Here is a 25,967-nt window from a genome sequence, read left to right as displayed (position 1 = left end):
TCCGATGAATTTTCCGGACACCCAGGAGTATGTATGTCTGAAGCCAATCCAACGCGTGAAGATTTCGAAGCTCTTCTCGCCGAGTCCTTTGCCACCAATGACCTTGCTGAAGGTTACGTAGTAAAAGGCCGTATCGTCGCCATCGAAAAAGACATGGCGATCATCGACGCCGGCCTCAAGGTCGAAGGTCGTGTTCCGCTGAAGGAATTCGGCGCGAAAGCCAAGGACGGGTCGCTCAAGCCGGGCGATATCGTTGAAGTTTATGTCGAGCGCATCGAAAATGCCCTCGGCGAAGCAGTTCTGTCGCGCGAAAAAGCACGTCGCGAAGAAAGCTGGGTCCGTCTCGAAGAGAAGTTCAACCGCGGCGAACGCGTCGATGGTGTGATCTTCAATCAGGTCAAGGGTGGTTTCACTGTCGACCTCGACGGCGCCGTAGCCTTCCTGCCGCGCTCGCAGGTCGACATCCGTCCGATCCGCGACGTTACCCCGTTGATGCACAATCCGCAGCCCTTTGAAATCCTCAAGATGGACAAGCGTCGCGGCAACATCGTTGTCTCGCGCCGTACCGTTCTTGAAGAGAGCCGTGCGGAACAGCGCTCCGAAATCGTCCAGAACCTCGAAGAGGGTCAGGTCGTTGAAGGCGTTGTCAAGAACATCACCGATTACGGTGCGTTCGTTGATCTCGGCGGCATCGATGGTCTTCTGCATGTGACCGACATGGCTTGGCGCCGCGTCAACCATCCTTCGGAAATCCTGTCCATTGGCCAGACTGTCAAGGTCCAGATCATTCGTATCAACCAGGAAACCCATCGTATTTCTCTCGGCATGAAGCAGCTCGAGAGCGATCCTTGGGATGGTATCGGTGCGAAATACCCAATCGGCAAAAAGATCACCGGTACCGTTACGAACATCACCGACTACGGTGCATTCGTCGAGATCGAGCCGGGCATCGAAGGCCTTATTCACGTTTCCGAAATGTCCTGGACAAAGAAGAACGTGCATCCGGGCAAGCTGCTCTCGACCACGCAGGAAGTTGAAGTCGTTGTGCTCGAAGTCGATCCGGTCAAGCGCCGCATCTCGCTGGGCCTCAAGCAGACCCTCGACAATCCATGGACAACCTTTGCGGACAAGTTCCCAGTGGGGACGATCGTCGAAGGCGAAGTCAAGAACAAGACCGAGTTCGGCCTGTTCATTGGTCTCGATGGCGATGTGGATGGCATGGTTCACCTCTCCGACCTCGACTGGAACCGTCCCGGCGAGCAGGTCATCGAAGAGTACAACAAGGGTGACGTCGTCAAGGCGCAGGTTCTTGACGTCGACGTCGAGAAAGAGCGTATCTCCCTCGGCATCAAGCAGTTGACGGGCGACAAGGTCGGCGAAGCCGCAACTTCGGGTGAACTGCGCAAGAACGCCGTTGTTACCGTTGAAGTTACGGGCATTACCGATGGCGGTCTAGAAGTGCGCCTGGTCGATCACGACCTGGACAGCTTCATTCGCCGCGCTGACTTGTCCCGCGACCGCGACGAACAGCGTCCGGAACGCTTTACGGTTGGTCAGAAGGTTGACGCCCGCGTCATCGCCTTCGACAAGAAGACCCGCAAGCTGCAGGTCTCGATCAAGGCGCTGGAAATCGCCGAAGAGAAGGAAGCTGTTGCCCAGTACGGTTCAACCGACAGCGGTGCATCACTCGGGGACATCCTGGGTGCCGCTCTGAAGAGCCGCGAAAAGAACTAAGCTATTCTTTTCAGTTCAGCGACATAGAAACCCGCCGGTGCAAACCGGCGGGTTTTTTCATGTAAACGGCTCCGATGGCCGGAAAAAGGATTGGGAGGTCCAAAACGCTCCGCTTATCGCCGTCGAAGCGCTTGCTACTTTTCACCAGATTAGCGCGTGCTAGTTGGAGTGGATTAAATAATTTCTTGACGCATGACATGCACACTGTAAATTTTTCAACCATTAAGAGCGGGTGTATATCAATCGGGTGATGTATTGCGCGAGCGCAGTTTTCAGCAATGATTGCGATAATCCCTGCAAATTTCTTAGCCGGACAACAGATTCCGGTTGGGTGCAGGGTGGCCATAAAGGAATGCAGCTGTGAAACAGCCGATCAAGACCATGGAAGACTTCTCCACCTTTGTCGGGTTGTCGAGACCAACCGTGTCGAAATATTTCAACGACCCCAATTCGGTCCGCAAGAAGACCAGAGAAATCATTGAAGCTGCCGTCAAACAATCGGGTTTCCGGCCAAACATATTCGCGGTCAATCTCAACCGCCGTCGAACCAACATCCTTGGCCTAATCGTTCCCAACTCAACCGATCCGTTTTACATGGCGCTGACGCGGCGTATCGAGGGTATCGCGGAACAGTCGGGCTATCTTGCTTTCGTTTTGAGTTCCGACGGTAAGCCAGAGCTTGAGGAACGCGCCATCGAAACGTTCAAGTCCATGAACGTCGCCGGTGCTATCATTGGACCTCTCGGTGTGCAGTCGCATCATGAGAAACTTGCCAGGCTGGGCGAGTCGATACCCCTGATCTATATCGACTCGCCGCTCGACGCGACGTCGCCATTTGTCGGTACCAACAACCGGCAAAGCTTCAAACTGATAGTCGACTATCTGACCCGGTCTGGCGATCAGCCATGCTACTTCGGCATGACATTGGTAAACAGCAATGCACTCGAACGCCGCGAGGGCTACGTCGAGGCCATGCAGAACCTCAACCTCGAACCCCGCTTCGTCGTGCATGAAGCCAATGCCAACTGGGAATTTGAGAAATTTGCCTTCGATGCAACCGCACAGATACTGCGAGACGGTGGTTTTCCAACCAAGACGGTACTCTGCGCCAATGACCGGATAGCCTATGGCGTTCTCGCCGCGGCCTTTCAGGCGGGATTGAAAGTGGGGCGGGGGGAAGGCTACGATCTGCGGGTCGCTGGCCATGACGATCAACCATTGTCGCGGTACATGTGCCCGCCATTGACGACGGTTGCACAGAACTACAACGAAATTGGACGATTGGCGATCAAGCTCCTCTTTGACAAGCTGGGTGAAAGCGATGGAACGAAGTCTGAACTGCCGGCAGACCAGCGCATCCTCCTTAACGGGGAGATCATGTTGCGCAGGTCAGCCTGATCGCAACACATCGGATGACTAAAAGATCAGACTCTCACGGCCTGTTCTATGCGGTCTTCTGCGCCGAAAACTTCCAGATATCGCCTGATCTGGCGAGGATCGCCCGTCGCCTTCTTTGGATTGTCCGAAAGCTTCACCGCTGGCCGCCCATTGGCCCGGCTGACCTTGCACACGAGTGAAATCGCACTGAGCTGATCATTGAACCGCGGGGCGCAGTCCTCGAAATCATTGGTCAGATTGGTTCCCCAACCGAAACTCATGCGCACCCTTCCGTCAAAGTGACGATAGGTTGCCTCGATCGTGTCGACATCCAGTCCATCAGAAAATACGAGCAACTTCTCGCGTGGATCCTTGCCCTTGGAGCGCCACCAGGCGAGAATCTTCTCTCCGCCCTCGATCGGAGGGGCGCTGTCCGGACGAAAACCCGTCCAATCCGCTACCCAATCCGGCGCATCGCGCAAGAATGCCGTGGTTCCGAATGCATCGGGCAAGACGATCAGCAAGTTACCGCCATAGTAACGATTCCAGTCCTGAAGGACCTTGTAAGGCGATTGCCGCAATTCTGTCTCGGTAGTGCTTAGTGCAGCAAGAACCATCGGCAATTCATGCGCATTCGTGCCAAGCGCTTCCAGATCATTGTCCATCGCCATAAGCACATTGCTCGTGCCTGTGAAAGCTTCGCCAATGCCTTCCTTCAGCGCCTCCACACACCATCGCTGCCAGAGAAACGAGTGACGGCGGCGTGTGCCAAAATCGGAAATCCTGATCTCGGGCAATGCACGAAGCCGCTCTACCTTCGACCACATCTTGGCCTTGGCCCGGGCATAAAGAACGTCGAGCTCGAAACGCCCCATCCGTTTCATGGCCGCGCGGGACCGCAACTCGTTGATAATGGTCAGCGCCGGAATTTCCCACATGGTCGTGTACATCCATGGCCCGTGGAAGTTCAGCTCATACTGGCCGTTCTGCTTCGTCAGCTCGTATTCAGGCAATTGGAAATTCGACAGCCACTCAAGGAAATCCGGCTCGAAAATCTGGCGTTTTCCATAGAAGGTATTACCGCCGAGCCAAATCATTTCCTTCTTGGAAAAGCGAATGGTGCGCGCGTGATCGAGTTGTTCGCGCAGTTCCTCTTCGTCGATTTCCTCGGCCAGGCGCACACGCGTGGTCCGATTGATCAGCGTGAATGTCGCATCGACCTTAGAGTAAACGCCCCAAATCATCTGCAGCATCAAAAGCTTGTAGAAATCCGTGTCGAGCAGGCTGCGGACAATCGGATCGAGCTTGAACGTGTGGTTGAACACCCGCCTTGCAATATCGGTCTTGGTCGCCATTGACTGCCTTCTTCGCGAAATCCCCGCCCGCCATGTTGCACGGCAGGGCCGAGCCTTCAAGAGAGCACCGCAAATCCCCCCGCACCAGGCGGCAGCGATAGATGGCGGTGCCGGCCAAATATCTGTAACGTAACGGAATTGTCATCGCAGGTTAAACAAAAGGCCATTATTCTCAGTTACAAACAACCGTTCGCACCAGATGGTGCGTTGATATATGATTGGTGGTGCTGGCTCTGCCTTGTGCGGAACCGGCATTTCGGAGTGGTATATGCGTCTCGGAAAACAGCTTGTTACTGCTTTGCTCATCCTGGCTGTTGCCGGAGCTGGCTGGCTGTATTTCTTTCCACGCTCCAAAGCGGGAATTGACCGCACCCCGACAGCGGCGACCGAACCTGCCGTGGGACAGCGGCGCGGTGGGCAGGCCTTGCCGCTCGTTGTTGTGCGCGCGGCTTCCGAGGCCAAGATAAACGACAAATTGTCGGCCATTGGTACGGGAAAGGCCAAGAGCTCTGTTGCAGTCACGCCTTTCACAGCGGGGCGACTCACCGACATCCTGGTTACTTCAGGCACCAAGGTAAAAGCCGGAGATGTGATTGCGCGGCTCGATTCCGAAGCTGAGATCATTCTCGTCGACAAGGCACGCGTTGCACTTAGTGACGCTCAGACGAAACTCAAGCGGGCAGAAAGCCTGCGTTCAAGCAACACGGTCTCCGCAGTCCAGCTTTCGGAAGCAGCGTTGGCGGTAGACAATGCCGCCCTCAATGTTCGCGAGGCGGAACTCGCTCTCGATCGCCGCGCCATCAAAGCTCCTATTGGCGGAATTGTCGGCATACTGCCGATCAATGCCGGCAATTACGTAACCATCTCGACGACAATCGCAACAATTGACGACCGTTCTGACCTCCTTGTCGACTTCTGGGTGCCCGAGCGGTTCGCGCCATCGATTACCGTCGATTTGCCGGTGACTGCGACCTCCATCGCCCGCCCGGGCGAAACGTTCAAGGGAACGATAAGCGCAATCGACAATCGTGTTGATCCGACCAGCCGTACGCTCCACGTTCAGGCGAAGATCATGAATCCGAATGATGCCTTGCGTGAGGGAATGGCTTTCCAGATGTCGGTCGCCTTTCCTGGCGACACATACCCGACCGTCGATCCGCTTGCGGTACAATGGGGCACGGATGGCGCCTATGTCTGGAGGATCGCAGACAACAAAGCCACACGCGTTCCGGTTCGAATCGTCCAGCGCAACACGGCTTCCGTGCTGGTCGACGCCGACATAAAGCCGGGCGACCAGATCGTTGCCGAGGGAGTGCAGTCAGTTCGTCAGGACGGCACCGTCCAGATAAAGGGTCAGCCGTCGCCGCAGGCAAATACCGAAGCTGGGCCGACGGCCTCGGTAGGCGAGCGGGGCTGAGGTAACCTGTGACCACGTCGAACGGACAGAACGATTCCACTTTTACCGCGCTCTTCATTCGCCGCCCGATCATGGCCCTGGTGCTCAATGCACTGATTGTGGTGGCCGGTCTCGCCGCGTGGTACGGGGTCGATGTCCGCGAATTGCCCGACGTGGACCGGCCCGTCGTGACTGTTTCGACTGTGTTCGAATCGGCTGCCGCCGAGACTGTCGACCGTGAGCTTACATCGGCCATCGAGGGGGCGGTTTCGCGCGTATCGGGCGTCAAGTCCATCTCATCGAGTTCCTCCTTCGGCAATAGCCGCGTGACCGTCGAATTCAACGACGGCGTGGATCTCAATGTTGCCGCCGCCGACATGCGAGACGCCATCAGCCGCATCACCAACACCTTGCCAGACGAAGCCGATCCGCCGCAGATCGTCAAGGCAGATGCCAATTCGGATGCGGTCATGCGTCTTGCCGTAACCTCGGACACGATGGCGGTCGAAGACATGACCGTGCTCGTGGAGGACCAGATCGAGGATGTTCTGGCTTCTGTACCGGGCGTCGCGGACGTTCAGGTCAATGGCAGTCGCAGCAAGATTTTCCGTATCGATATCGATCAGGGCAAGGTTGCCAGCCTTGGCATGAATGTTGCGGATATTCGCAACGCGTTGACCACAATGGCTTTCGATACTCCAGCCGGACAGCTCAACAGCAATGATCAGAGCATCGTCGTGCGCGCGACGGCGCCTGTGACGACGCCGGAAGAGTTCGAAAACATCATCATCAAGGGCCAGACGAGAATTCGCGACGTGGCCACCGTAACCATGGGTCCCGATATCGGTACCTCGACATTGCGCGCCAACGGCAAGACAGGCATTGGACTTGGTATCATCCGCCAGGCGCAATCCAACACGCTCGACATTTCGAAGGGGGTTCGCGCGGCTGTTGCCCAGTTGCAGCAAACCCTGCCGGAGGGCGTCGACATTCGTGTGACCAGCGACGATGCCGACTTCGTCAACGGTGCAGTGCATGAGGTGGAGATCGCCCTCGGCGTTTCCGTGTTCATCATAATCCTGATCATCTATCTGTTCCTCTGGGACATTCGCGCCACGCTCATTCCCGCCGTGAGCATGCCTGTCGCGCTGATAGGCACGATTTCCGCTATCTATCTCGCCGGATTTTCGATCAACATCCTGACTCTGCTCGCCCTTGTTCTGGCCACTGGCCTCGTCGTAGACGATGCAATCGTTGTGCTCGAAAATATTGTTCGCCGGCGCAACCAGGGCATGGGCCCGCGCGCAGCGTCAGTTCTGGGCACGCAGGAAGTGTTCTTTGCGGTGGTTGCCACGACGGTGACGCTCGCAGCGGTGTTCGTCCCGCTGTCCTTCCTGCCCGGCCAAACCGGAGGGCTCTTTCGCGAGTTTGGTTTCGTTCTGGCGATCTGCGTTCTGTTGTCGGCTGTCGTGGCGCTGACGCTTTGCCCGATGCTGGCGTCTCGCTTACTCAGCGCCAGTGAGGCAAAACACCAGGATGTCACCCACGCACCAGGACGGGTTGCTCGTATCGGCGGGTGGTTCGGGGGACTCTATAAACGGATGTTGCGCGCCTGCCTTTCTGCACCGTGGATTGTCGTACTGATCTCGATCCTGTTTGCCGGTATCGCATTCGGTGCATTTTCAATGATCAAACAGGAACTGACGCCCACGGAAGACCGCGCCTCGGCTTTCCTGCGCATCACTGCACCACAGGGCGTAAGCCTCGAATATCTCAATGATGAGATGCGCCAGATAGAGGCCTTGATCCAGCCACTGCGCGATTCAGGGGAAATCCAGAACACATTTTCCATCGCGGGCCAGAACGGCAATACCAACCGCGGCTTCATGGTTCTCAGCCTTGCTGGCTGGAAAGACAGGTCACGGAGCCAGCAGGAGATCATCACTGACGTCTCCAAGCGCGTGCGCAGTATCCCGGGCATTCAGGTATTTGCGGCGCAACCGAATTCTCTTGGTATCCGCGGTGCCGGCAACGGTCTGCAGTTTGCGGTTGTGGGTACAAGCTACGCGGAACTCGGTACGACTGCCGCCAAGATCGTAACCGAGCTTGAAAAGGACAGTCGCTTTGACCGCCCACGCTTGACCAACGAGCCAACGCAGCCGCAACTGGCCGTGTCAATCGACCGCGAGCGAGCATCCGACCTCGGTATCGACATCACCGGCCTCGCCGAAGCCCTGCAATCGGTACTCGATGGATATAAGATCGGCTCCGTCTATATCGAAGATCGCAGTTTCGACGTGAAACTGGTGTCGACCACCAATCCCATAAATGATCCCACCGACCTTGAGAACGTCTTTCTGCGGACAGGGGACGGCCGCTTCGTTCCCATGTCGACCATCGCCAAGCTTACCGAAGTTGCTGTGCCACCGGCGCTGACGCGCGAGCAGCAGATGCGTTCCGTCGCCATCACCTCCGGTCTCAGCCCGGACTTCGCGCTGGGAGACGCGTTCAAGGACGTGCAGGAGATCGCAGCACCGCTATTGCCCGCCGGATATCGAATCATACCCCTGGCCGAGGCTGCGACGCTGGGTGAAAACTCATCCAGCATGATCACGACGTTCAGCTTTGCCATCCTGATCATTCTTCTGGTTCTCGCGGCCCAATTTGAAAGCTTCATCAGTGCGGTTACCGTAATGGCGACGGTGCCACTCGGTCTTGCCTGTGCAATTTTCGCCATGTTGATGACCGGGACCAGCATGAATGTGTATAGCCAAATCGGGCTGGTACTACTGGTTGGCATCATGGCGAAGAACGGCATTCTTATCGTAGAATTCGCCAATCATTTACGTGACCAAGGCAGGACAGTACGCGAGGCGATCGAGGAGGCCTCGAACATTCGCCTTCGTCCTGTGGTGATGACCATGCTCTGCGCGATTCTTGGCGGTGTACCGCTGGTACTTGCGAGTGGCGCCGGCGCAGAGGCGCGCATCGCACTCGGCTGGGTCATCGTCGGCGGACTCGGCATGGCAACCGCTTCGACGCTTTTCCTGACGCCAGTTGCCTACCTGTTGCTTGCAGGCTTTTCCAAGCCCAAAGCCGAGGAGGAAGCGCGGCTCAACCGTGAACTTCTGGAAGTCGCCTCACAACCACCGCTGGCAGCGGAATAGCACGATTTCGATAATTTATGAGGCACTCAGTTGCGTTAGATTGTGCTTATCGGGCTGATTTCCGATTTTCTTTGACTATCGTATTATTGACGTTGTTTTCTCGGACCTATAGCAAAAACCCTGCGGTTTCCTTGGGAGGAACCCCAAACTTTTTTTACAGTCCGCGCCATCGTACGAGCAATCGTGCGAGCCGTTTGGCTGCCTACTGCATGCGCACAATTTTTTAGAAACGCATTTTTTATTCATACTCAGGAGGAATCATGGCTTCGTTTCGGATGCTGTTGGGAGCCTTGGCATGTTGTTTCATGCTGGCCGCCTGCAATGACTCAAACAAAACGGCAGGTGCGGACGACGGGTCCGGAACTTTTGTCTCGTGCGCAGGCACCCTTGTGGATGGCAAATGCGTCATCACGCCGGAAGTCGTTATCGACAAGTGCGAGCAGGGCAGCTTGATCGATGGGAAGTGTGTTGTCACGCCCGTCGCCACCACCGTATGCCAGTCGGGCACCCTCGTTGATGGCAAATGCATCATCACGCCGGATGTGGCTCTGGTATGCCAAACCGGCACCCTTGACGGCGGCAAGTGCGTTGTCAAACCGAGCGTGATTACCGGCGCGTGCGAGGGCGGCACTCCCGAAGGCGGCGAGTGCATCATCAAACCCGTTGTGGTTGCCCGTTGCGATACAGGGACGCTCGAAGGTGACAAATGCGTGATCAAGCCCGATGTACTTGCCCGATGCGAGACAGGTACCCTTGAGGACGGCAAATGCGTCGTCAAACCGAAGGTGGTGACTAGCGCGTGTGAGAAGGGCATTCGTGTTGGCAACGAGTGCGTCGTCACCCCAGTTGTGGTTACGCGGTGTGAATCGGGCACGCTCGTCGGTGACGAGTGCGTCGAAGTCAAGGCGCCTCCCGTTGCCGATCCCGTCAATCTTGATGGTGGCATTAAAACGCTCAGCTGGAATGGCAGCAGCGCTGCGATAGAGACTGCCGATTCAGCGTCGACGCTGCGCACCTACAAGCTGACCAGCACTCAAGACCAGCGGAAAGAAGGCAAAGGTAAACAACTCCAAATTACAGAACAGCCAGACGCTCCGACAATCCGCACCGGCAGCCAGATGTTCGATGGGCTGTTTGCCATGGCGATGCAGGAAGCCAGGGAACTGACCGTGACCTCCGTCAAGGATCGCGCGTACAATAACGGCAATGCCATACCTTGTGGCGGTAGCATTGGCTGCTACCAGACAGGAGACGAGTGGACCTATGTCTGGACGCGCGATACAGCCTATGCCGTTGATCTTGGTCTTGCGCAGATCAATCCGCAGGTTGCCAAGAACAGCCTGCTGTTCAAATTGTCCAAGCGGCGCAGTGCAACGCAGATACTCGGTGCCGAAACAACGGAAATCGTTCAGGACACCGGCAGTGGTGGCAGCTGGCCGATCAGTACCGATCGCGTGGTTTGGGCGCGTGCTGCTTTCGAACTTCTCAAATATCTCGACGGTGAGGATCGCACGCGATTCCTGAACGATGCCTATACCGCCATTCGCAACACGATCGAAAACGATCGCCTTGCCGCCTATGACAATCGTGATGGGCTCTATCGCGGCGAAACGTCATTCCTCGATTGGCGCGAACAGACCTATCCCGACTGGGTGAAGGATACTGTGGTCCACATTGCGATGTCGAAAACGCTGTCTACCAACATCAATCACTGGAAGATTCTCGATGTCGCAGCGAAAATGGCCGTAGAGCTTAAGCAGACCTCGGACGCCGCCAAGTATGGCGGCTGGGCCGATGTTCTTAAACAGCACATAAAGAGCGACCTCTGGCTGAAGGAAGCGGGTCTGTTCAGCATGATGAAGACTACAGAGCTTGATCAGGCTCCAGTGCGCCGCTACGAATTGATTGGTGAGGCTCTGGCGATTCAGGACGGCATTGCTGATGAAGCCGAAGCAACGAGCATTCTGAACAACTATCCCCATACAGCGGCTGGCGCACCGGTCGTCTGGCCCCAGATGCGCGATGTGAAGGTCTACCACAATCGGGCCATCTGGCCGTTCGTTTCCAGTTACCTGATCAAAGCGGCGGCCAAGGGGCGCAATTCAGACGTAGTCGACCGCAACTTCGAAACTCTCATCAATGGTGCAGCATTGAACCTGTCGAATATGGAGAATTTCGAATTCACCAAGCTCGCGGTGACAGCAGATAAGCCTGAGGATCGCCCGGCTGTCAATTCCGATAAGCAATTGTGGTCGGTGGGCGGTTACATCGGTTCCGTCCTCGACGTCGTATTCGGGCGCGAGGCCGACATGACAGGTATCCGGTTCCAGCCGTCGATCACTAAAAAAATGCATAGGAGTGTCTTCAAAGGTGCCCGGCAGATCCAGTTGAACAATCTCGATTATCGAGGCAGAAAAATTACAGTCAAAGTGAATTTGCCCGATGCAAGTTTAGTCGATAATGGTTTCTACACTGCGCAATCGGTCACGCTGAATGGCGCGCAGATACTGCTGGACCGCTACACGAAAGCGTCAGATCTCAAAAACGACGGAATGAATATTTTCGTCGTAGAGCTGATCAACAACAAGGTAGATGGCGGGGCGGCCAAGGTGGTTTCCGCAGACACTGACCTGTACGGCCCGCAACCGGTTGACCTCGACCTGACCGCAGATCGCTGGGCCCTGACAAAGGACAGCAATGGATTGATCAATATCAACTGGAAAGGTGCCAATCCGGCCGGAACCGCCATCAATATCTACCGCAATGGCGTTTCGGTAGCTACCGGCGTCACGGATCGCGGCTGGACCGATACGCCGGGCCAGTCGAATATGAGTCAAACTCTATGCTATTCACTCGACCGGCAATATACTCTCGGACTGAATAATAGCGTGTCGCAGCGAACCGATCCGGCATGTTACTGGGGTGATGGCAGACTCACATTTATTGGTGCTGAAAGAGCGACGAACAATTCTGTTGCAGGTTCACATGCGCAACTGAAGGACGACCATGGTCGCAGATCCTGGTCAGACTGGGGTGTCCCAGGCGAAGAGCTGACCTTCACCGTCACGCCATCTGTCAGCGGGAGCTATCACGTTCTCCTGCGCTACGGCAATGCTTTTGGGCGTGTAAATACCGGCGTGACTGCGGCGGTCAAGCAAATGGAGGTAAGGGGTGCGGGTGAGACTACGGGCAAAGGCGTCGTCGTCATGCCGCATTTGCCAAACTGGGATACTTGGGGCGAATCGACCCCTGTCCCGGTGACGCTGGTGGCGGGCATGTCCTATACAATCAAGTTCAGCGATTTTTACAACATGTCCTATCTCGACTCATATTCGACCTATGGTGACAGTGGTGGCGCTGGGGGCATATCGAACCGGGCTAATATCACTGAGCTGATATTGCGGCGTATGATCGATTGAACTTGGATCTCGATGCGAGACATAGGAAATGGCCCGGCAAGTCCGGGCCAATTTTTTGAAATTTTCCGCATCTGCGAAGTACATTTTCTTGACCGTTTGATAAAAAATTTGACCTTCCGAGAAAATCTGCCATTCTCGCTGCAGGTCCGGATATACCGGCCATCGAAAAGACTGCTGATCCACGGGAACCGGACGCAGTCAAAACGAGGAGATGAGATTTCATGGGACCAATGGATTCTGGAATCCGTGACGTCAGAGCCGAGCGGCTCGCATCCGGCGCCTACGCGGACGTTTTTTCTGATCTTCACCCGCCGCTTAGCCGGCACGAAGCCTTCGTGGAATCAGACAGGTGTTACTTCTGCTACGACGCACCATGCATGAATGCCTGCCCGACGGGGATCGATATTCCGCTGTTCATTCGCGAAATCGCCGCGGACAATCCTACCGGCTCAGCCAAGACCATTCTCTCTGAAAACATTCTTGGTGGTATGTGCGCCCGCGTCTGCCCTACCGAAACTTTGTGCGAGCAAGCCTGCGTTCGCGAGGCCGCAGAAGGCAAACCGGTGAAAATCGGGCTTCTTCAGCGCTATGCTACCGACCATCTGATGGCGAATGGCCAGCATCCTTTCGATCGGGCAGAGCCGACCGGCAAGTCTGTCGCGATAGTTGGAGCCGGCCCAGCGGGTCTGTCGGCCGCCCATCGGTTGGCCATGCGCGGGCATGATGTCACTATTTTCGAGGCAAGGCCAAAGGCCGGGGGGCTGAACGAATATGGTATTGCTGCCTATAAAAGCGTCGCCGATTTTGCGCAGAAGGAACTGGATTTCGTTCTCGACATCGGGGGTATCACCATTCACAATGACAAGGCGCTCGGCCGCGATATCAGTCTCGATGCCTTGAAAACAGGTTTCGACGCGGTGTTCCTCGGCATGGGGCTGCCGGGTGTCAACGAACTGGGCCTGGATGGCGAAGATGCTGCCGGCTGCATCGATGCGGTGGATTTTATATCGGTTCTCCGTCAGAGCGACGACCTTTCGCAGATTGCAGTAGGCCGCGACGTCGTCGTGATCGGTGGCGGCATGACGGCTATTGATGTTGCGGTGCAAACGAAGCTGCTCGGCGCCGAGAACGTCATCATCGCCTACCGTCGCGGACCCGAACATATGAACGCCAGTGATTTCGAACAGGAACTGGCTTTGAAGAACGGCGTCATCATCCGTCATTGGCTCCAACCACGTGCGCTGACACGCAATGACCGCGGCGAGGTTTGCGGTATTACGCTCGATTATACAAATATGGCCGATGGCCGTCTCAGTCCTTCAGGCGAGAGCATCACGCTCGCCAGCGATCAGGTGTTCAAGGCGATCGGCCAGACACCGGCAGAAGCCGTGCTTACCGGAGCAGGTATCGCGCTGTCTCGAGGTCGTGTCAGCGTTGACGATGAAGGGCGAACCTCAGTCCCCGGCATATGGGCGGGCGGCGATTGTGTTGCGGGTGGTCAGGACCTCACAGTTGCCGCGGTACAGGACGGCAAGATTGCTGCAGAATCTATCCACCGGACCCTCATGCAGCAACCGGAGAAAGTCAGTGGCTTTGTCGAGGCCGTGATGACGACGAGCGCCGACGGCACCCCGTTGCCGGAACACCGAACCATTCATACGATCCAAGTGGTCGGCTAAAGGAACTGACATGGCTGATCTTTCATCGAATTTCCTCGGCATCAAATCTCCAAATCCGTTCTGGCTGGCCTCAGCGCCACCGACAGACAAGGCCTATAACGTCGAACGGGCCTTCAAGGCAGGCTGGGGCGGCGTTGTCTGGAAGACCCTTGGAGAACAGGGCCCGCCTGTGGTCAATGTCAACGGACCCCGCTACGGCGCTATCCACGGGCCGGATCGACGGCTGCTCGGTTTCAACAATATCGAACTCATCACCGACCGGCCGCTGGAAGTGAACCTGCGGGAAATGACCGAGGTAAAGAAGAAATGGCCGGATCGCGCCCTCATCGCCTCGATCATGGTGCCGTGCGATGAAGAAGCGTGGAAAGCCATCCTGCCTCTTGTCGAGGCGACCGGCTCCGATGGAATTGAGCTGAACTTCGGCTGTCCGCATGGCATGTCCGAGCGGGGCATGGGTGCAGCCGTTGGTCAGGTGCCGGAATATATCGAAATGGTCGTCCGCTGGTGCAAGCAGTATACGCGCATGCCGGTCATCACCAAGCTTACGCCGAATATAACCGACATTCGCAAGCCCGCGCGAGCGGCGAAATCCGGCGGCACCGACGCCGTATCGCTTATCAACACCATCAACTCGATCGTTTCAGTGGATCTCGACAACTTTGCTCCCAATCCAACGATCGACGGACGCGGCTCGCATGGCGGCTATTGCGGCCCGGCCGTAAAGCCGATCGCTTTGAACATGGTGGCGGAGATCGCTCGCGATCCCGAAACGCGCGGCCTGCCGATTTCCGGCATTGGAGGCATCACCACATGGCGGGACGCAGCGGAATTCATCGCACTCGGTTGCGGAAATGTGCAGGTTTGTACCGCAGCGATGACATATGGTTTCAAGGTTGTTCAGGAAATGATTTCCGGCCTCTCCGATTGGATGGATTCCCGCGGGTTCCGCAGCATTGAGGACTTCCAGGGCCTCGCAGTGCCGAATGTTACCGACTGGCAATATCTGAACCTCAACTACATCACCAAGGCGCAGATCGACCAGGACCTTTGCATCAAGTGTGGCCGCTGCCATATCGTGTGCGAAGACACGTCCCATCAGGCTATCACGTCGACGGTCGATGGCGCGCGGCAGTTCGAAGTTATCGACGAGGAGTGCGTCGGCTGCAATCTGTGCGTGAGTGTTTGCCCCGTCGAAAACTGCATCAGCATGGTACCGATGATCTCGGGCGTCGATCCGCGCACGAAGATGCCGATTCAGCCGGACTATGCCAACTGGACCACGCATCCGAATAACCCAATGGCGAAGCTTGCCGCCGAATGATCGGTCTTCTCGGCGGCCTGCGACAGCGCATCTATTGACTGAAATGATGGGGGTATTAAGAGTCCGGCGCAGCCAAACGCAGCAGGAACCAAACCGTGATCCGTCATATTGTATTCTTCAGTGCCCGCAACAAGGATGATGTTGGATTGATTGTCAAAGGCCTGAAACGGCTCGGGGAAATTCCTCACTCCACAATCTTCGAAGTCATGCAGAATACCAAGACCGATCCTATCTCAGGCGAGATCGACGTGGTCGTCTATGGCGAATTCAAGGATGCCGAAGCCTTGGCCGCATACAAGGCGCATCCGATTTACGAGCAAACGACTGCTGTCGTTCGGCCGCTACGTGAGCTGCGAATCTCTGCGGACGTGGTTTCGACACTCAGCTGACCGAGCCGGAAATACTCTCGAGGATGGGGCAATCGGGCCGCTGGTCTCCATGGCAATGCGCCACCAGGTGTTTCAATGTCTCCTGCAGTTCCCTTAGCTCGATGATCTTGCGGTCGATCTCCTGAAGCTTTGATCTTGCGATGGATTTCACGTCGGCGCTGGCGCGGCTTTTATCCTCATAAAGGGCCAGGAGCTGGCGGCACTCCTCCACAGAAAAACCCAAGCCACGCGCTCGCTGCAGGAACCGCAATTTATGCACGTCCGACATGGAGTAATCGCGGTAGCCATTTTCCGACCGCTCAGGCTTCAAAAGCCCGATATCCTCGTAATAGCGGATTGTCTTCGCAGGCAACCCGGATTTGCCAGAGGCGTTTCCAATATTCATGACAACCTCGCAGTCTGACTACAATTGGATCGTTCGCAACCTTAAGGCATTCGCGATGACCGACACCGACGAAAGGCTCATTGCCGCTGCAGCCAGCATTGGCGACAGCAGTAGACCGAATATGGGATAGAGTAACCCTGCTGCGACCGGCACGCCCAGCATGTTGTAGACGAAGGCGAAGAACAGGTTCTGTTTGATGTTGCGGATCGTGGCGCCTGCCAGGTGACGGGCGCGAACGATGCCATTAAGATCACCCCTCACCAGCGTTATCCCGGCACTTTGCATTGCCACATCGGCGCCAGTACCCATGGCTATGCCAACATCGGCCGCTGCGAGCGCCGGAGCGTCATTGACGCCGTCACCGGCCATGGCGATCATCGCGCCTTTCGCCCGCAACTCTTCTACAAGCTGTTTCTTGCTCTCCGGCAGCATGTCGGCCCGAACCTCGTCGATGCCGAGATCGCGCGCCACCGCCTGCGCCGTGACGGCATTATCGCCGGTCGCCATGACTATCTTCAACCCTGCCCTGTGCAGTTGGCGTATCGCCTCGGCGGCTGTCGCCTTGATCGGATCGGCAACGGCAACGATACCTGCCGCCTTGCCGTCCACTGCGATGAAGAGCGCACTCTTGCCGAGTGCCCGCAATTGATCAGCCTGCTTGACCAGCGCAGAAACATCCGCACCGATATCCTGCATCATCGCCCTGTTTCCGAGCGATACGGATTTTCCTCTGACTGAACCGGAAACTCCCTTGCCGATAGCCGCCTCGAAGCCGATTGCATCGGCAAGCGTGAGATTGCGCGACTTTGCCCCCTCGACAATAGCCTCGGCGAGCGGGTGTTCGGAGCCCTTCTCAAGGCTTGCAGCAAGGGCCAGCAATTCGTCTTCAGCAAAACCCGGTTCTGCAACCATATCAGTAAGTTTTGGCTTGCCTTCTGTCAGCGTTCCGGTCTTGTCGACGATGAGCGTATCGACAGCAGCAAACCGTTCGAGAGCTTCGGCGTCCTTGATCAACACGCCAGCATGCGCCCCCCGCCCCGTTGCCGTCATGATCGACATCGGGGTTGCGAGCCCAAGTGCGCATGGACAGGCGATAATCAGCACTGAAACCGCGGCAACAAGGCCGTAAATCATGCTCGGCTGTGGTCCAACCGCCGACCAGATGAGGAAGGCCATGATAGCGACTATGACGACTGCCGGAACAAACCAGGCAGCGACGCGGTCCGCCAAGCCCTGGATCGGCGCACGCGAACGTTGGGCCGATGCAACCATGCCAACGATTTGAGACAGCATCGTATCTGCGCCCACCTTCTCCGCCTCGATCAACAACGTGCCATTTCGATTAAGGGTGCCGCCGGTAACCGCGTCATGTTCGGTCTTTTCGACTGGCAGGGGTTCTCCGGTGAGCATGGATTCGTCGATAGAGGAGTGGCCTTCGAGCACGATACCATCCACTGGCACGCTTTCACCGGGGCGCACCCGCAGCCTGTCTCCTGCAACCACTTCATCGAGCGGTACGTCCGTTTCGCTGCCATCGCTCGCAACGCGGCGGGCTGTCTTGGGCGCAAGGTCTAAAAGAGCGCGGATCGCCGACCCTGTTCGTTCTCGCGCTTTGAGCTCCAGTATCTGGCCAAGGAAGACGAGCGTAACGATAACTGCCGCAGCTTCGAAATAGACAGGTACGGAACCGCCATGCATGCGGAAGGAATGCGGGAAGATGTCAGGCACGATAGTTGCCACCACACTGAAGGCGTAGGCCGCGCCGACGCCGATTGCTATCAGCGTCCACATATTCGCACTGCGATTGACAAAGGACGTCCACGCCCGTTCGAAAAATGGAATAGCAGCCCAGACTACGACCGGAGTCGCCAGCGCAAATTCCAACCAGATCGCAAGATTCTCACCGATCCAGGCGCGTAACGGCAGGCCGAGCATAGGGCCCATGGTGATGAGCAGGAGTGGTACCGAACAGATAGCACTTATCCAAAAACGACGGTTGAAGTCGACGAGCTCCGGATTCGGTCCTTCGTCTCCGGTCGGGATCCCCATAGGCTCCAGCGCCATACCGCAAATGGGGCAAGAGCCGGGACCGTCCCTAACGATTTCCGGGTGCATGGGACAGGTATATTGCGTTCCCGCGGGCATCGGTTCAGGCGCTGGCCGGCCGCCGAGATAATCCCGCGGGGACTCTTCGAATTTGGCCAGGCAACCTGCCGAGCAGAAGTAATATTTCTCACCTTCATGCCGCAGGAAATATCGAGCACTCGCCCGGTCTACTTTCATGCCGCAGACAGGGTCGGTTGCATCAAGATATGCCTCGGGATACTTCGCAAATTTGTTTTGGCAACCCGCCGAGCAGAAATGGAACAAACGTCCGCCAAATTCGGCTGCCGGTTTGCCTGCCGCGGGATCAACCGTCATCCCGCACACCGGATCGCGCACGTCCACTGCTTGTGCAGAGTTCTTGCCACTGCAACAGGAGTGATCATGGTTATGATTGGTCGGGTGGTGGTCATGTTTCATGGTGCGAACTTTCGGTTATGAACCAGATAGTGCACCAAAGGTAATGTTTCCAGTAACTGGAAGGTCAAGAGGCTTGGGCAGATCAGTGTGCAAAACAAAGGCGGGCTTGCCCGCCAGTCCTCTGCTAGCGATCTCCCCTCTCCAAGAGGATGGTCAAGACTTGTAGCTAACCGGCTTGCGCCTGACCGGCGTTGCCGTTGCTCAACTGTCCCGCTTCCCACCCGAGAATGGCCCGTTTGCGCGTCAGACCCCAATGATAGCCAGTCAAAGCTCCGGATTTTCCAACGGCTCGATGGCACGGTACGACGAAACTGACCGGATTGGCGCCGACGGCAGCGCCGACCGCCCGTGATGCCGATGGCGAGCCGATATCCGCGGCGATATCCGAATAGGCGACGCACTTGCCCATGGGAATCTTCAACAGGGCTTCCCAGACGCGTAACTGAAAATCGGTACCGATAGTAACGACTTTAAGCGGCCTGTCGGCACGCCACTCCGCCGGATTGAATACTCGCGCCGCATAGGGAGCGGTAGCGGCAAGATCCTCCACATAGGTCGCATTGGGCCAGCGAGAGGACATGTCCGCAAGCGCCTCGCGCTCCTTGCCGGGATCCGCGAAGGCAAGCCCTGCAAGACCTCGGTCTGTCACCATCACCAGCGCCTGCCCAAAGGGCGAGATGAGAAAGCCATAGCGGATGGTGAGACCAGCGCCCCGGGTCTTGTAGTCACCTGGCGACATGCCCTCATGGGTGACAAACAAGTCGTGGAGGCGACTGGGCCCGGACAGACCGGTCTCGTATGCGGTCTCCAGCAACGGCATGCCTTCATCCAGCAGACGCCGCGCATGATCGATGGTCACCGCCTGCAGAAACCCTTTCGGAGAGAGCCCCGCCCACCGGGTGAAGAGTTTTTGCAGCGCTGTCGGCGACAGACCGGTATCGCGTGCCAGCGTCTCGAGCGAAGGCTGATCGCGATAGTCCCTGCTGATGCGTTCTATGATATGGCTGACGATCGCATAGTCGTCGCCAGTGGGGGTGATATCTTTATGAAGTATGGCATGTGGTTTCATCGGCTTTACCTCTCATTGAAACCATATGACCACTCGCATCATTCTGTCGCCACCCGATTCTTGCCGCTCTTCGATTTCACCTGCCCTTGGCAGTTGCCAGAGCACTTTGAAATGCCGAGGCGAAGGTCTCGCGATCATCGGGATTGAGAAATGAGCCGATCGTTACGGCCTTGCCCTGCCCTTCGACCAGCATCGAGGTGATGCCAATCTCGGAATGGCGATCGACGCTGAACCTTGTCCAGAATGGATTGAACTCGTGCAGCTTTGCCCGGCCAGAGGGCGCAACCTGTCTGATCCGCAAGGCGACGCGCGATACGCATACCTCTTCGTGAGCCTTTGCCGACGTATAGTTCATACGGAAAGCAATATAGACCAGCAGAACGTCGAGGCCGAAAAAGCCAAAGACAGGCCAGGCACCGAGCGACAGAAAAAACAAGCCGGTGAGGAAACTGCTGAGACCTAGCGTGCCCATCAGAATGAGAAAACCCGGCCGACCCAGCGACCGGTGTGGAACGAGAAGCGCGCGAAAAATCTCTTCGTCGTTCGACCCCGCAGGGTCCAATGGCTTCATTGTTTGGCTCATGGCATTTGAGTATAGATGCACTATGGAAAATCCCAAGCGCAAAATTTGTGAAGATCATGTGAGCGTTACGACACCAGCCAAGGCGCGAAGGGTTGCCGGAGCGAGGTATAGCGCAGCCGAGATTCATGAAATCTTTCGGCGGTTCTCGATTCAACGCCCCGAACCCAAGGGCGAACTCGAACATATCAATCCGTTCACGCTGCTTGTTGCCGTTGTCCTGTCGGCACAAGCGACAGATGCTGGTGTCAACAAGGCGACCCGCGCCTTGTTCAAGGTTGCCGACACACCGGAAAAGATGCTCGCCCTGGGCGAGGCAAAAGTCGGCGATCACATCCGTACCATCGGCCTCTGGCGCAACAAGGCAAAAAACCTGATTGCTCTATCCGAGGCGTTGATCAACCAGTATGGCTGCGTAGTTCCCGATGATCGTGACGAACTCATCAAACTGCCAGGTGTTGGCCGCAAGACGGCGAATGTCGTGCTCAGCATGGCTTTCGGCCAATCGACCATGGCCGTCGATACGCACATCTTCCGCATCGGCAACCGGCTTGGCCTTGCTCCGGGCAAGACACCTGATGAGGTGGAAGCGCGGCTTATGAAGATCATCCCGGCGCAGTACCTCTATCACGCCCACCACTGGCTGATTCTGCACGGGCGTTATACATGCAAGGCGCGCAAGCCCGAATGCCCCTCCTGCGTCATCGCGGACATTTGCAAGGCAGCGGAGAAAACGACCGATATTCCGGCGCCGCTGGTGCCGTTGCCGCCACAGGCCGTCTAATCACCGCGTTCTGCTGTCTTCGTATCGTGCGATTTCCTTGTGCAGGTGTACCATCATGGCCGCGGCGAAGAGTGGCGTCAAAAGATTGACGATCGGAATTGCCATGAAAGCGGCAATTACCAACCCGGCAAGAAACACCCTAGTCGCATATTTCGAGCGCAAAGCCTTGGCCTCCACCTCCGGACGAAAGCGCATCGCAGCAAACTCAAAGAATTCACGACCGAGGAGATAACCATTCACGACAAAGAAAGCGATGAAATTGATGCCGGGGATAAGCAGCATCAGCAGAGCGGCGATATTGCCGAGGATGACAACGCCAAGGAATTTCACCGATAGAACGAATGATCGCAGGGCCGGCAGCGGGCGTCCTTTCGGATCGAGCGGATAATCCTCTTTTTCTACAAGTTCGGCCACGTCATCGAGAAACAGTCCCGCAACGATGGCTGTGACCGGCGCGACCAGCAATGCGAGGCCCAGAGCAAGCCCAATGCTGGCAAGGACGCCGGCAACAACACCTATCCATCCGGTCCACGACGGCAGATCGGGGAGCATCTGATCAAAGAACGGCCATGCCAGCGCCTCGAACAATTCCCGCAGGCCGAACCAGAAACCAATGAGCAGCAAGACAGTCAGTCCGATGGATTTCCACAGAACCGAACGAAACTCCGGTCGAAACAGATGACTTGCCGCCGCACGGGCGCTTTCCACAACCATTTGACGCCGCTCTCCAAGTTTTATGCCTTGCGCACATAGGGGCAGTTCACAGATCAGACAAGGCAACACACCAAAGAGGGGGTGGTCAACCGGGTGTCGACGCGCTAGGACAAGCGCCAAAATGACCAACAGGCAACTGACCGCAATCCCGGAGTATCCATGTCCAGCTTTGACGTGCTTTGCATAGGCAATGCCATTGTCGATATCATCGCTCGCACCGACGATGACTTTATCATCAAGAACGGCATCATCAAGAACGCCATGAACCTGATCGATGCCGACCGTGCCGAGTTCCTCTATGAGCGCATGGGTCCGGCGATCGAGGCATCCGGCGGCAGTGCCGGCAATACAGCCGCAGGCGTTGCAAGCCTTGGCGGCCGTGCCGCTTATTTTGGCAAGGTAGCTGATGATCAGCTTGGCCATGTATTCACCCACGACATTCGTTCGCAGGGCGTGGCCTTTGACACGCGGGTTCTTGCATCGCCGCCCCCTACCGCTCGCTCGATGATCTTCGTCACGCCGGACGGCGAACGTTCGATGAATACCTATCTCGGCGCCTGCGTCGAGCTTGGTCCGGAAGACGTGGAAACGTCCAAGGTTTCCGAAGCCAAGGTCACGTATTTCGAAGGTTATCTGTGGGATCCCCCCCGGGCCAAGGAAGCAATTCGCCTGTCGGCCAAAATCGCCCACGAGCACGGACGCGAGGTGTCCATGACGTTGTCCGATCCATTTTGCGTCGACCGGTACCGCGACGAGTTCCTTGAGTTGATGCGCTCCGGCACCGTGGATATCGTCTTTGCCAACGAGGCTGAACTGAAGTCACTCTACGAAACGGATGATTTCGAAAAGGGTCTTGAACTAATCCGCAACGATTGCAAGCTTGCCGCGGTCACCCGCTCGGAGAAAGGCTCCGTCGTGGTATCGAAGAATGAAACCGTTGCGGTTCCAGCAATCGAGATCGCCGAACTGGTCGACACGACGGGCGCAGGCGACCTTTACGCAGCCGGATTCCTGTTTGGCTATACGAACGGCCGGTCCTTGACGGATTGTGCTAGGCTTGGTTCTCTGACCGCTGGCCTCGTTATCCAGCAGATCGGCCCACGCCCGCAGCAGAATCTGAAAGCTGCCGCAGAGCACGCCGGTCTACTTTAACTTGATATAGCCGTCTCGCTTGAGTTCCTCCGCCGTGCGACCAGGCTTGTGATAGGTCGGCAGCGACCAGCCGAAATATAGCGCTCCGCCCCGGACAACAAACGCGGCGACGGTGGCTGCGAGCGCGGAAAATTCGGGGCCGGCGGCCGTCCCATGCAGCAGGATATAGGTAAGCGAGCCAGCCAGAGCCGCCGTGACGTAAATCTCGCGCCGCATCAGGACAGACGGCTCTCCGGAAATGATATCGCGGAGGATGCCTCCAAATGTTGCGGTCATGACGCCGGTGACAACGGCAATGGTCGAATCAAAACCAAGCGCCAGGCTTTTGGCAGCGCCGATCACACTATATGCCGCAAGCCCTAACGCATCGAGCCACAGGAGCAGACGGTAGCGCGACTCGAGGAGGTTGGCGGAGAAATAGACGAGAATGGCTGCGGCTGCGCAGACCAGCAGATTTCCGGGGTCCTGCACCCAGAAGACCGGCACGCCAAGGATCAAGTCCCGTAAAGTGCCACCACCGATGCCTGTCACGGCTGCAAGAAAGACGAACGCGATAATGTCGAGCTGCCGCCGTGAAGCAGCGAGCGCTCCTGTGGCGGCAAAGACAAATATCCCGGCATAATTGAACACCTGAATCATGGTCATCGGCATTTCCCATCTTACGTTCCCTGTATAGGGGCGGACCGCCGGTCCGTGCTGGGAAATAGATATCTCAATATTGCTGAATTATCGTTGCCAGAAAAAAGGCGGAGCCTGGAATTTCCTGCTCCGCCGCCATGCGTCGCCCGCAGGCTAGGTCAATTGCCGGTCAGGCGTCTCTTTCAGCCTGTGGATCAATAGGGCCAGGTTCAGGCTGAGCTTCAGCCGGTTGCTTCGGGCCACCTTTGGACACGCCGACAAGCGCGGGGCGCAGCATGCGGTCGCCTATGACAAAGCCGCTCTGCGCGACCTGAACTACTGTGTTCTGCGGGACGTCAGCATTGGGAATCTCAAACATTGCCTGATGAAAGTTCGGATCGAACTTCTGGCCCAGCGGGTCCAGCTTCTTGACACCGTGCCTTTCCAAGGCAGACATCAGCGACCGCTCGGTAATTTCAACGCCTTCGGCAAGGCTCTTGAAGCCGGCATCACCTTTGGCGAGCACATCGGCAGGAATGGCCTCGAGAGCGCGCTTCAGATTGTCCGACACCGAGAGCATGTCACGCGCGAAATTCGCCACTGAGTAGGCGCGCGCGTCATGTACATCGCGTGCGGTACGCTTGCGCAAGTTCTCCATATCGGCGGCCAACCGCAACAATTGGTCTTTCAGGTCGCCATTCTCAGCGCGCAATTTGTCGAGCTCTGCCCAATTGTTGGCATTTGTCTCGACCTCATCTTCCTGGGCCAGAGCATATTCCTCGGCCTTGCGTGACTTGAGAAAATCATCGGCAGCGCGTTTCAGCGCATCGCGATCGCGCGGGTTCTTGAGGTCGCGCTGGTCGAGATCGGAAGCGTCGTGATTTTTCTTTTCTTCAGCCATGTATCCTGTCCATTCATTATTCTTAAGTTGCGCTGGATATCGAGCCTCGAGCCGTAAAAATCAAGTGCAAATGAATGTAGCATTGACTTCTGATGATCGTGGAATGGAGTCAATCTGGGTCTGAAGATCAGGCTTTCCTCCTAGAGCGGTAGCCTAGTGCAGGTGCCTGTATGCATCAAGCTCACCCTGGAAAGGGACATGGTTCCGCAAATAAGACGGAACGGACGCGATCGGATTTTAATTTGGCTGCTAATCGCCTAAGACAAGGAGGCACAAAAAGAAACCCGCAAACGCGGGCTCTTTAACATCATTTGGTGCCAGAAGAGGCATCTAATCACTTGTATAACATGTTGTAATCGTTCATGAAATTATATGAGCACAGAAGAAATACCAACAAAAATACCAACAAATGTCAGGCTGTCACGGTGTGTTGAGTCAAATTGTCACTCTTTAAAGTTATGCGGGCACGCTATTCTTCGTCGGAAAAAAAATCTTCATCTAGACGCTTGAACTGCAGCGTGCGGTGAACCCGCACCCCCACATTGTGTTCAATCATGAGATCAACAAGCTGCTTTCCATCGATAAGGATAACACTTTTAGAGATGCTTCTTACGTATGTTCTAGCGCCTTCTGAAAACCTAGAGGTAGTGACAAACACGCCTTTCGATGCCTTGAAGCCTTCCAAACTACCTACGAAGGCATTCACTGTCGGAGTATGGATAGCACTTCCTATTTGATAGCGCTTGGCTTGAACATAAATCCGATCAAGTCCCAATCGATCCTCGTTTATAACGCCGTCAACGCCTCCGTCGCCGGTTCTACCAAGTTTACGGGCTGCATCCTGATGAGATCCTCCATAACCCATTGCAATCAGCAAATCGACAATTAGGCCTTCGAAAAAGCTAGGACTACTCGCAAGAATTCTTTCTAATAGCTCCTCCTGTAAGGCACCAAGAAGTGAAGCGTATGCCGTTTCTATTTGATCGTCGGGAGATTGGGGATGAGAGTCTTGTTCCGTGAAGGAAGGAAGATTTTCGTCCCTTTGACTCAAGGAAGACTTGCTTGCGGCGATGAAAGCCTGAAATGACGGGTATTTTTTCAACTGCTCATTGTCAATCCGCGCTGGTTTGCTTGCAAGTAACAAACGGCCAGCGTCGGTTGCGATGAACTGACCTCTTTGCGGGGTGCTTAAGAGGCCAGCTTTCAAGAGATAGAATTTGGCCCAATGAAGACGGTTAGCCAACATTCTTTGACGACCGCTTGGAAGAAGCTGTTGCCGCTCGTCGGCATTCATCCGAAATTCATCTGCCGCTAAATCTTCCAAATCAGGCACACGCACTGCCTTATTCGCGGCGGCCTTGAGAACTGTAAGCATTAAACTCTGATAATCAGGGATTGTCATTA

General features: G+C 56.2%; 19 protein-coding genes. 10 read left to right on the top strand and 9 right to left on the bottom strand.

Annotated features, from left to right (window positions below):
* Positions 1–33: 33 nt before the first annotated feature.
* Positions 34–1,734: a 30S ribosomal protein S1 gene (rpsA, locus tag CU100_RS02265; RefSeq protein WP_106714926.1), complete on the top strand. Its 1,701-nt coding sequence runs from the start codon at positions 34–36 to the stop codon at positions 1,732–1,734.
* A 381-nt stretch (positions 1,735–2,115) separates the two neighbouring features.
* Positions 2,116–3,132 carry a LacI family DNA-binding transcriptional regulator gene (locus CU100_RS02255; protein WP_170113759.1) on the top strand — a complete coding sequence of 339 codons (1,017 nt, stop codon included), beginning with the start codon at positions 2,116–2,118 and terminating at the stop codon, positions 3,130–3,132.
* A 26-nt stretch (positions 3,133–3,158) separates the two neighbouring features.
* On the opposite strand, the gene pncB is transcribed toward CU100_RS02255, so the two are convergent.
* Positions 3,159–4,466, bottom strand: a complete 1,308-nt coding sequence (pncB, locus tag CU100_RS02250) for a nicotinate phosphoribosyltransferase (RefSeq protein WP_106714923.1) — start codon at positions 4,464–4,466, stop codon at positions 3,159–3,161.
* A 268-nt stretch (positions 4,467–4,734) separates the two neighbouring features.
* Between pncB and CU100_RS02245 the strand changes: the two genes are divergently transcribed.
* The 6 genes from CU100_RS02245 to CU100_RS02220 all read left to right on the top strand — a co-directional run bounded on the left by CU100_RS02245 (position 4,735) and on the right by CU100_RS02220 (position 15,837).
* Positions 4,735–5,883 carry an efflux RND transporter periplasmic adaptor subunit gene (locus tag CU100_RS02245; RefSeq protein WP_106714922.1) on the top strand — a complete coding sequence of 383 codons (1,149 nt, stop codon included), beginning with the start codon at positions 4,735–4,737 and terminating at the stop codon, positions 5,881–5,883.
* A 71-nt stretch (positions 5,884–5,954) separates the two neighbouring features.
* On the top strand, positions 5,955–9,029 hold the full coding sequence (locus CU100_RS02240; RefSeq protein WP_210280647.1) for an efflux RND transporter permease subunit: 3,075 nt from the start codon (positions 5,955–5,957) through the stop codon (positions 9,027–9,029).
* A 260-nt stretch (positions 9,030–9,289) separates the two neighbouring features.
* Positions 9,290–12,448, top strand: coding sequence for an alpha-L-rhamnosidase-related protein (locus tag CU100_RS02235; RefSeq protein WP_106714920.1), 3,159 nt, complete (start codon positions 9,290–9,292; stop codon positions 12,446–12,448).
* Positions 12,449–12,669: 221 nt separating this feature from the next.
* Complete coding sequence (locus tag CU100_RS02230) at positions 12,670–14,127, top strand: NAD(P)-dependent oxidoreductase (protein ID WP_106714919.1); 1,458 nt, start codon at positions 12,670–12,672, stop codon at positions 14,125–14,127.
* Positions 14,128–14,137: 10 nt separating this feature from the next.
* On the top strand, positions 14,138–15,448 hold the full coding sequence (gene preA, locus CU100_RS02225; RefSeq protein WP_106714918.1) for an NAD-dependent dihydropyrimidine dehydrogenase subunit PreA: 1,311 nt from the start codon (positions 14,138–14,140) through the stop codon (positions 15,446–15,448).
* A 95-nt stretch (positions 15,449–15,543) separates the two neighbouring features.
* Positions 15,544–15,837, top strand: a complete 294-nt coding sequence (locus CU100_RS02220) for a Dabb family protein (protein ID WP_106714917.1) — start codon at positions 15,544–15,546, stop codon at positions 15,835–15,837.
* On the opposite strand, the gene cueR is transcribed toward CU100_RS02220, so the two are convergent.
* The 4 genes from cueR to CU100_RS02200 all read right to left on the bottom strand — a co-directional run bounded on the left by cueR (position 15,830) and on the right by CU100_RS02200 (position 20,385).
* Positions 15,830–16,222 carry a Cu(I)-responsive transcriptional regulator gene (gene cueR / locus CU100_RS02215; RefSeq protein ID WP_106714916.1) on the bottom strand — a complete coding sequence of 131 codons (393 nt, stop codon included), beginning with the start codon at positions 16,220–16,222 and terminating at the stop codon, positions 15,830–15,832. The genes CU100_RS02220 and cueR overlap by 8 nt on opposite strands.
* A gap of 18 nt (positions 16,223–16,240) precedes the next feature.
* Entirely contained in the window at positions 16,241–18,745 is a 2,505-nt protein-coding gene (locus CU100_RS02210) for a heavy metal translocating P-type ATPase (protein ID WP_106714915.1), read from the bottom strand.
* A gap of 166 nt (positions 18,746–18,911) precedes the next feature.
* Complete coding sequence (locus CU100_RS02205) at positions 18,912–19,814, bottom strand: methylated-DNA--[protein]-cysteine S-methyltransferase (protein WP_106714914.1); 903 nt, start codon at positions 19,812–19,814, stop codon at positions 18,912–18,914.
* 76 nt (positions 19,815–19,890) lie between these two features.
* A complete protein-coding gene (locus CU100_RS02200) occupies positions 19,891–20,385 on the bottom strand; it encodes a DUF2244 domain-containing protein (RefSeq protein WP_245418899.1) in 495 nt (164 codons plus the stop codon).
* A gap of 34 nt (positions 20,386–20,419) precedes the next feature.
* On the opposite strand from CU100_RS02200, the gene nth reads away from it, so the two are divergent.
* Complete coding sequence (gene nth, locus CU100_RS02195; RefSeq protein ID WP_407070289.1) at positions 20,420–21,178, top strand: endonuclease III; 759 nt, start codon at positions 20,420–20,422, stop codon at positions 21,176–21,178.
* Here the strand turns inward: nth and CU100_RS02190 are convergent, their stop codons facing one another.
* Complete coding sequence (locus CU100_RS02190; RefSeq protein ID WP_106714911.1) at positions 21,179–21,892, bottom strand: sulfate transporter family protein; 714 nt, start codon at positions 21,890–21,892, stop codon at positions 21,179–21,181.
* A gap of 159 nt (positions 21,893–22,051) precedes the next feature.
* On the opposite strand from CU100_RS02190, the gene CU100_RS02185 reads away from it, so the two are divergent.
* Positions 22,052–23,044 carry an adenosine kinase gene (locus CU100_RS02185; protein WP_106714910.1) on the top strand — a complete coding sequence of 331 codons (993 nt, stop codon included), beginning with the start codon at positions 22,052–22,054 and terminating at the stop codon, positions 23,042–23,044.
* Here the strand turns inward: CU100_RS02185 and CU100_RS02180 are convergent.
* The 3 genes from CU100_RS02180 to CU100_RS02170 all read right to left on the bottom strand — a co-directional run bounded on the left by CU100_RS02180 (position 23,036) and on the right by CU100_RS02170 (position 25,965).
* The gene (locus tag CU100_RS02180; protein WP_106714909.1) at positions 23,036–23,689 is read right to left on the bottom strand and encodes a trimeric intracellular cation channel family protein; all 654 of its coding nucleotides are present in this window, start codon (positions 23,687–23,689) and stop codon (positions 23,036–23,038) included. The genes CU100_RS02185 and CU100_RS02180 overlap by 9 nt on opposite strands.
* A gap of 163 nt (positions 23,690–23,852) precedes the next feature.
* Entirely contained in the window at positions 23,853–24,563 is a 711-nt protein-coding gene (gene grpE, locus CU100_RS02175) for a nucleotide exchange factor GrpE (RefSeq protein WP_106714908.1), read from the bottom strand.
* A 469-nt stretch (positions 24,564–25,032) separates the two neighbouring features.
* Positions 25,033–25,965 carry a restriction endonuclease gene (locus CU100_RS02170; RefSeq protein WP_106715943.1) on the bottom strand — a complete coding sequence of 311 codons (933 nt, stop codon included), beginning with the start codon at positions 25,963–25,965 and terminating at the stop codon, positions 25,033–25,035.
* Positions 25,966–25,967: the final 2 nt, after the last annotated feature.

Source organism: Phyllobacterium endophyticum (genome assembly GCF_003010935.1).
Taxonomy (GTDB): domain Bacteria; phylum Pseudomonadota; class Alphaproteobacteria; order Rhizobiales; family Rhizobiaceae; genus Phyllobacterium; species Phyllobacterium endophyticum.
The sequence above is the reverse complement of the archived record's forward strand: the minus strand, read 5'-3'. Positions and strand labels throughout refer to the sequence as shown.

Excerpts from the sequence above, each read along its gene's own strand:
- grpE (WP_106714908.1), bottom strand. The coding sequence starts at position 24,563 with ATGGCTGAAGAAAAGAAAAATCACGACGCTTCCGATCTCGACCAGCGC.
- CU100_RS02190 (WP_106714911.1), bottom strand. The coding sequence starts at position 21,892 with ATGGTTGTGGAAAGCGCCCGTGCGGCGGCAAGTCATCTGTTTCGACCG.
- pncB (WP_106714923.1), bottom strand. The coding sequence starts at position 4,466 with ATGGCGACCAAGACCGATATTGCAAGGCGGGTGTTCAACCACACGTTC.
- preA (WP_106714918.1), top strand. The coding sequence starts at position 14,138 with ATGGCTGATCTTTCATCGAATTTCCTCGGCATCAAATCTCCAAATCCG.
- rpsA (WP_106714926.1), top strand. The coding sequence starts at position 34 with ATGTCTGAAGCCAATCCAACGCGTGAAGATTTCGAAGCTCTTCTCGCC.
- CU100_RS02200 (WP_245418899.1), bottom strand. The coding sequence starts at position 20,385 with ATGAAGCCATTGGACCCTGCGGGGTCGAACGACGAAGAGATTTTTCGC.
- CU100_RS02185 (WP_106714910.1), top strand. The coding sequence starts at position 22,052 with ATGTCCAGCTTTGACGTGCTTTGCATAGGCAATGCCATTGTCGATATC.
- CU100_RS02235 (WP_106714920.1), top strand. The coding sequence starts at position 9,290 with ATGGCTTCGTTTCGGATGCTGTTGGGAGCCTTGGCATGTTGTTTCATG.
- CU100_RS02240 (WP_210280647.1), top strand. The coding sequence starts at position 5,955 with ATGGCCCTGGTGCTCAATGCACTGATTGTGGTGGCCGGTCTCGCCGCG.
- CU100_RS02245 (WP_106714922.1), top strand. The coding sequence starts at position 4,735 with ATGCGTCTCGGAAAACAGCTTGTTACTGCTTTGCTCATCCTGGCTGTT.
- CU100_RS02230 (WP_106714919.1), top strand. The coding sequence starts at position 12,670 with ATGGGACCAATGGATTCTGGAATCCGTGACGTCAGAGCCGAGCGGCTC.
- nth (WP_407070289.1), top strand. The coding sequence starts at position 20,420 with ATGGAAAATCCCAAGCGCAAAATTTGTGAAGATCATGTGAGCGTTACG.
- CU100_RS02210 (WP_106714915.1), bottom strand. The coding sequence starts at position 18,745 with ATGAAACATGACCACCACCCGACCAATCATAACCATGATCACTCCTGT.
- cueR (WP_106714916.1), bottom strand. The coding sequence starts at position 16,222 with ATGAATATTGGAAACGCCTCTGGCAAATCCGGGTTGCCTGCGAAGACA.
- CU100_RS02255 (WP_170113759.1), top strand. The coding sequence starts at position 2,116 with ATGGAAGACTTCTCCACCTTTGTCGGGTTGTCGAGACCAACCGTGTCG.
- CU100_RS02170 (WP_106715943.1), bottom strand. The coding sequence starts at position 25,965 with ATGACAATCCCTGATTATCAGAGTTTAATGCTTACAGTTCTCAAGGCC.
- CU100_RS02205 (WP_106714914.1), bottom strand. The coding sequence starts at position 19,814 with ATGAAACCACATGCCATACTTCATAAAGATATCACCCCCACTGGCGAC.
- CU100_RS02180 (WP_106714909.1), bottom strand. The coding sequence starts at position 23,689 with ATGACCATGATTCAGGTGTTCAATTATGCCGGGATATTTGTCTTTGCC.